Annotated in this window: 7 protein-coding genes and 1 pseudogene; 2 read left to right on the forward strand and 6 right to left on the reverse strand. The window is 70.6% G+C overall.

Translation table 11 applies throughout. The features are described from left to right. Window positions 1–49: 49 nt before the first annotated feature. The 5 genes from MXD61_RS11340 to MXD61_RS11360 form a co-directional block, all read right to left on the reverse strand. The gene (locus tag MXD61_RS11340) at window positions 50–331 is read right to left on the reverse strand and encodes a hypothetical protein (protein WP_248812804.1); all 282 of its coding nucleotides are present in this window, start codon (window positions 329–331) and stop codon (window positions 50–52) included. Window positions 332–401: 70 nt separating this feature from the next. Next, window positions 402–806 carry a hypothetical protein gene (locus MXD61_RS11345; protein WP_248812805.1) on the reverse strand — a complete coding sequence of 135 codons (405 nt, stop codon included), beginning with the start codon at window positions 804–806 and terminating at the stop codon, window positions 402–404. Window positions 807–987: 181 nt separating this feature from the next. Then, window positions 988–1,275, reverse strand: coding sequence for a hypothetical protein (locus MXD61_RS11350; protein ID WP_248812806.1), 288 nt, complete (start codon window positions 1,273–1,275; stop codon window positions 988–990). Between the two features lie 29 nt (window positions 1,276–1,304). Continuing rightward, window positions 1,305–2,357: a hypothetical protein gene (locus tag MXD61_RS11355; protein ID WP_248812807.1), complete on the reverse strand. Its 1,053-nt coding sequence runs from the start codon at window positions 2,355–2,357 to the stop codon at window positions 1,305–1,307. Then, window positions 2,294–3,379 (reverse strand): zinc ribbon domain-containing protein, encoded by a 1,086-nt coding sequence (locus tag MXD61_RS11360; RefSeq protein ID WP_248812808.1) that lies wholly within the window; start codon window positions 3,377–3,379, stop codon window positions 2,294–2,296. Before MXD61_RS11360 ends, MXD61_RS11355 begins: the two co-directional genes overlap by 64 nt. Before the next feature lie 204 nt (window positions 3,380–3,583). Between MXD61_RS11360 and MXD61_RS11365 the strand changes: the two genes are divergently transcribed. Next, window positions 3,584–3,730, forward strand: a complete 147-nt coding sequence (locus tag MXD61_RS11365) for a hypothetical protein (RefSeq protein WP_225438433.1) — start codon at window positions 3,584–3,586, stop codon at window positions 3,728–3,730. A gap of 663 nt (window positions 3,731–4,393) precedes the next feature. Beyond that, window positions 4,394–4,777: an ATP-binding protein gene (locus tag MXD61_RS11370; RefSeq protein WP_225438434.1), complete on the forward strand. Its 384-nt coding sequence runs from the start codon at window positions 4,394–4,396 to the stop codon at window positions 4,775–4,777. 148 nt (window positions 4,778–4,925) lie between these two features. On the opposite strand, the pseudogene MXD61_RS11375 reads toward MXD61_RS11370, so the two are convergent. Beyond that, window positions 4,926–5,264, reverse strand: a pseudogene (locus MXD61_RS11375) (MerR family transcriptional regulator); the annotation flags it as partial. Window positions 5,265–5,312: the final 48 nt, after the last annotated feature.

The raw sequence follows: 5,312 nt of genomic DNA on the forward strand, positions 1-5,312 counted from the left end.
GCGGCCCGCGCGAGTCGGCGGGCCGCTTCGCCATGCCTGGGATCAGGGATCACCCGGCCGCCTCCTGGCGCCCGGCGAGGACGCGGCCGAGGTCCTCGGCCCGCTGGACGCGGCCTTTCGCCTCGGGGTCACCGGCGGCCGCTGCGGCCTGCAGCTTTCGCCAGTCGGCGATCAGCGTCCCGACCTTCGACACCGAGGCGTAGCCGAGCTCCGCGGCCAGATGATCCCGGCCGCGCCGCTCGCTTTCCTGCTCGGCCCACATGCCACGCCAGTCAGTGGCCGCGCGCTTCCAGGCGTACGGATCACTGTCCTTCCACAGCGGAAGAGACACACTTCCCCCTCTCGTCGGGTGGCCTCGGCCAACCCGACCTACCGATACCTTTGCCACGCTAGCGTGATAGTCAGGCCGCGCAACGGGCGGGGGTGCTCTCAGTGCGGCTCCAGCGGGTCCGCAGGACTGCCGCGTCCCGGGTGTGCCGGTATGCCTCGATGCTGGCCAGGCTCACTCCGCCGTCCAGGCGGGCCAGGCGGCCGGAGCTCGGCGCCAGGTAGCGGCGCACCGTCACCTCGGAGATCTCCAACAGCCTGGCAGCCTCGGCCAGACCAACCGCCCGATCGGGGCACGCCGGGAGCGGGGACGGCGCCGGCGCCACGGGCGCGGCGAGCTTCACTGCCGTCGGGACGAGACCAGCGCGGCGCCGCCACCCATCCAGGTCGGCCAGGATCTCAACCCGACCAACCCGGTACCCCTCACCAATGGCCCAGCAAAGCAGCTTTGTGACCTCGGCCCGCTCTCGGCTCGACATATCCCGCTCCCTCTCCCCGTCCGCCTTCGAACTCACTATACCACGCTAGCGTGGCAAAAGGGGTTGGATGGAATTCCTGTCGAGCTAGCTACCGTGTCCAATGCTGCGAAGTGGAGGGGTGGTCGTCAGCGCCCCGAGCGCTGGCGGCACCCTGAGGTCTCCAGGGCGCCGCCAGCGCACCTCACCGCAGTGCCGCCTCCACCTGGACGAGGAACGCAAGCGCGCCGTGCCCGCGCCGTAGCCACCACCGACGCCCGGTCAGCGCAGCCGTGATCGCCGTCAGGTCTGGCCCGGACGCGAGGAAGAACCGCCCGGCCCGGCGGGAACGCATCAGCCGCTGGTCGGCCACGAGCATCCGTACCGCGGCCCGCCGGCCCGGGTCAGCGCCGGCCCAGGCGGTGAGCATCGCCGCCGTCTGCTGGGCTCGGCCGGCCTGCCGCAGCCCCCACGGCCCGGCCGGCTGCGTCATCCCCGGGATCGGCATCCCACCCGGGCCGATCACCGCTGCACACCCGCGCTAACACCGTCGCGCAGCTGGGCGAGCCGATCCTGCGCCTGGGCAAGGATCTCGGCTGCACCCTGGTCATCCGGAGCCGCTGCGGCGATCGCGCCTGTGGCACGGCACTTGCGCTCCCAGAACACGCGGTCGGCCACCTCGGACCCGAGACCGGCCTTTAGCGGGGACATCGACAGCAGTCCGATGAACCAGCGCGACGCGCGCAGCGGGTCCGAAGGCGCGTCGACCGTCCCCCCGGACACCGCCGCGGCGCCCTGAGCCGGGTAGTCGCCCGGCTGCTGGTGCTTCGTCACCCACGTGTCCAGCCAGCGGGCCACACTCCGCGGGCGGATCGCCGCATCCGGCAGCGCATGCGACCCGAGTGCACCCGGCCGTGCCTCGAAGTGGATCGGCTCCGCCAGGCCACGGTGCCAGCTCGCCAGAGCAGGCCCCCACCGGCCTTCGGCCAACCGGCCCGACCCGTCCCATCCTCCGAGGCTCTCGCTCAGCACCTCGTCGAGCCGCCCCCAGGGCATGCCGGCCTCACGCTCGGCGATGACCGCGGCGGTGAGCAGCTCGTCGGCCAGGCCCACGGCACGCGCCGCCCGCTCGACCAGCACCCCGGCCGGCGCGTCCACATCAACCGGCACGGCCGCCCGGGCCTGGCCGGACAGATCCGCCGCCGCGTCCGAAGCAACGAGCCGAGCGAGCGCCTGCGGCGACGTCGACCAGTGCCCCTCAGCCTCCAGCACGGCCCACGTCTCATCCGGGTATGCCGCGGACGGAGTCACGCTCTCCGGCAGGACGCCCGCGGCGACCAGCTCGGCTGCCAGCGCGTCATGCGCCGCCTGCGCCGCCGTCACCGTGGCCGCCAAGCCCTCGAGCGCGTCCAGCGCGGCGCGCCGTCGAACCTCGGACCAGGCCGACTCGCCCCGGCCGCGCCAGAGACCGAGGCGCGTCTCGAGGGCGTTGAGCGTCGTTCTGACGGCTCTCAGGGCCCGGTCAGTCTGGCGGGCGACCTCTGCCGCCCGCCGGTCGTGTGTGATGCTTGCCATGTGGGTTCGCCCCCGTCTGGCGCCGTCTGGGCGCCGTCAGGGCCACGTCCTGGACCGACTAATTCGTCTCGCTTCGGTCCGTCGTGACCTGCAACCATGCAGGTCAGCTCACCGATATGGACGACCTTCCTCCTAAGCGGTAGGCCGTAGGTCCGATTCCTACCTGGGGCACGTACAGCATCCACGCGCCGTGGATGTTCGGTGGCTGCCGGCCGCGCTCCGGCGGTGGCGGCGGTGTCGGCGGTCACTTCTGCCAGATTGGCAACCTTGTCGAGGTCCATCACCGGAATCTTGATCATCATGTGTACCTCCTGTCGTTCGTGATCGAGGTGGACGGTGAGTTGGGTGATCTCGTAGAGGCGTCGTTGCAACGCTTCCGGCGCTTGGTGGAGCTTGAGGTGTAGCTCCGGTAGGGCGTCGAGGAGGGCGAGGCTGGCCTGGCCTGGCCGGTCGGGTTCGGTATCGTCCGCCGCGTCGAGGTCCTTGATCTTCCCGAGGGCGGCCCTGCGCTCTGTGTCGAGCTCGTTGTAACTGCTGCGTAGTCCTTGGGTGAACGGGTCGTCGGGGTCGCCGACCTGCGCGTGCCGGAGCAGGTTGTCCTGCCTGAGCTTGAGATCGTCGATCTTCTTGTGGAGTCTGTCTCGTTCGGCTGCTCGATCCCTCGCGGCCCGGTCGTCGTAGGTCGCGAGTTCGGCGGTCAGGAGGGCGACTCGGTCGCGTCCGAAGACGCGTTCGGTGTAGAAGTCGACGACCGCGGCTTCGAGGATGTCTTCGCGGATGCGGACGCTCTTGGGGTGTCCGGCGAACCTGTCGTCACGGCCTCGGTTATTCGCCCGGGGCCAGCACAGGTACCAGACAGCTGGGCTAGGTTCGCGGACGGCCCCGAACATCCGCCGCCCACACGTACAGTGGATCATGCCTCGGAACACGTAGGTCCGTTTGGTCGCGGGGTGGCGGTTGAGTTCGTTGTGCTCGCGGGAGCCGCGTCGGGTCTGCCGGTTGGCGTTGAACTCGTCGAACATCCACTTCGGGATCAGGGGTTCGTGGACGGGTTCGGAGGACCACACCCACTTCTCCGGCCCGTTGACCGCCCCATGCCGGGACCGCCAGCAGAAGCAACTGGGCGGCCCGCTGATCCGTCGTCTCGTCGCAGGCTCCCTTCCCGGCGTGATCGTCGGTGCGGTCGTGCGCGTGCGACTCCCGGGAACATCGCGCCGTACTGGGCCTTGGGGCTTGCCTGCGGCGTCCGCGGTGCGGCCGGCGGCTATCTGCGCGCCCGCCTCCAGCGCCGCCTACCCAACAACGCGCTGCGTCTGCTGCTCGGTGGCCTGGCTGCGGCGCTCGCCGTCGCCTACCTCGTGGAAGCCGGATAGCTCCCGAGTCGCGTAATCGCCCGGGATGCGCGCACGGGAGGCGTGCGTGATCTGGCTGGCCGAGGCCAAGAGGTCGACCCCGACCCGAGTACCCGGTAGAGGTCCTGGTCGGTGGTCATGAGCCGCGTCCCCTGGCCCGATCGGGGGCAGGTCTGGCTCCGGTAGGGCGGCCGGGGCCAGACCTGCGCGCGAAGCGACGTGATGAAGGGCGTTTCTTGGGGTCGTGAGTGGTGGCTATGTCTCCTTTCGGCGTGTCGGTGATTCGGTGTCATGGTTCGGACTGTTGGGCGGCGCCCGCTGCCCGGCTCTCCGTTGGAGTCGTCGGGTAATCGGCGGTCCGGATCGGTGAGGGTGTGAACGGCAGGCGGTCCGCGGTGGTCCTTGCGGCGCTGGTCTCGGCGCGGGTGGCCGCCCCGGCCCGCCCGTTGGAACGTCGCTGTGCCATCCGGCCGAGATGATCGCGTCGAACTCGGCGTGCAGCAGGCTGCCTGCCCCGCGGGCCAGCGCCGCGCCGGCGGGGGCCAGCTTGGCAGGAGCGGCGAAGATCCGCCTGACGTGGTGGTGGGCTACGCGAAGAGGCCGGCCGCGGGCACGGTTCGTGGAGTCCCTGGGTGGGCAGGACGGCCGGCGAGAGACATGATCGACGGGTGAGGGGTGGCCGCGGTGCGTGACAGGGGCTGGTCGGCCAGTGTGGAGCTCCCGTTCGACGCGCGTTCCGTGGGCGCTTCTCGGGAGGTGCTGCGGGGGTTGTTGCTGGCCTGGGGCCATGAGCATCAGATCGACGATGCCGCGGTGGTGGTGTCGGAGCTGGTGACCAACGCCGTGCAGCACGCCGGTGAACAGGGGCAACTGCGGCTGGAGCTTCGGGTCACCGGTGAGGTGCTGCGCCTGGAACTCGCAGACGGGTCGTCGGTGCGGCCAATGGCTCGGGAGATCGTCGACTCCGATGAGCGGGGCCGTGGGATGCACATCGTCGATGTGCTCACGGCCCGGTGGGGAGTCGAGACGCACGGCGACGGCAAGCGCGTCTGGGTCGAACTCGACTAACCCTGCGGGGCAGCCACGTGGACGGGGCCGTCCGGTGGCTGTGTTCGCCACGGGTCTACTGCGGCTGGCCTGCGACGTCGCGTCCACCACCGCTACCCGAAGGGCGGGCCACATCCCGGCTGGTCCGCCTGCTGTTGGTCTGCGCGTCGGGGGTTTCGGCGGGCGACGGCTGGCTGTCGCGTATTTGCTGGTTGAGTTGCTGGGCTTCGGCGAGTTGATCTTCGAGGATGACGATGCGGCAGGCAGCGTCGATGGGGGTGCCTTGGTCGACGAGTTCCCGGACGCGGGCGGCGAGACGCAGCTGGTAGCGGGAGTAACGGCGGTGGCCGCCTTGGGAGCGAAGCGGTGTGATCAGGCGGGCTTTCCCGAGGGTCCGCAGGAAGGCCGGCGTGGTGCCGAGCATCTCGGCCGCGCGGCCCATGGTGTAGGCGGGGTAGTAGTCGTCGTCGAAGCTGTCGACTGGTCTGCCAGCGCTTTCAGGGGTCATCGCGCCTCTCGGGACACGTCGAGGGGCCCGGTGCCATATGGCACCTGT

Source organism: Frankia sp. AgPm24, assembly GCF_023243055.1.
In the GTDB taxonomy this organism is placed as follows: Bacteria; Actinomycetota; Actinomycetes; order Frankiales; family Frankiaceae; genus Frankia; species Frankia umida.

Excerpts from the sequence above, each read along its gene's own strand:
- MXD61_RS11355 (WP_248812807.1), bottom strand. The coding sequence starts at position 2,357 with ATGGCAAGCATCACACACGACCGGCGGGCGGCAGAGGTCGCCCGCCAG.
- MXD61_RS11360 (WP_248812808.1), bottom strand. The coding sequence starts at position 3,379 with ATGTTCGACGAGTTCAACGCCAACCGGCAGACCCGACGCGGCTCCCGC.
- MXD61_RS11345 (WP_248812805.1), bottom strand. The coding sequence starts at position 806 with ATGTCGAGCCGAGAGCGGGCCGAGGTCACAAAGCTGCTTTGCTGGGCC.
- MXD61_RS11350 (WP_248812806.1), bottom strand. The coding sequence starts at position 1,275 with ATGACGCAGCCGGCCGGGCCGTGGGGGCTGCGGCAGGCCGGCCGAGCC.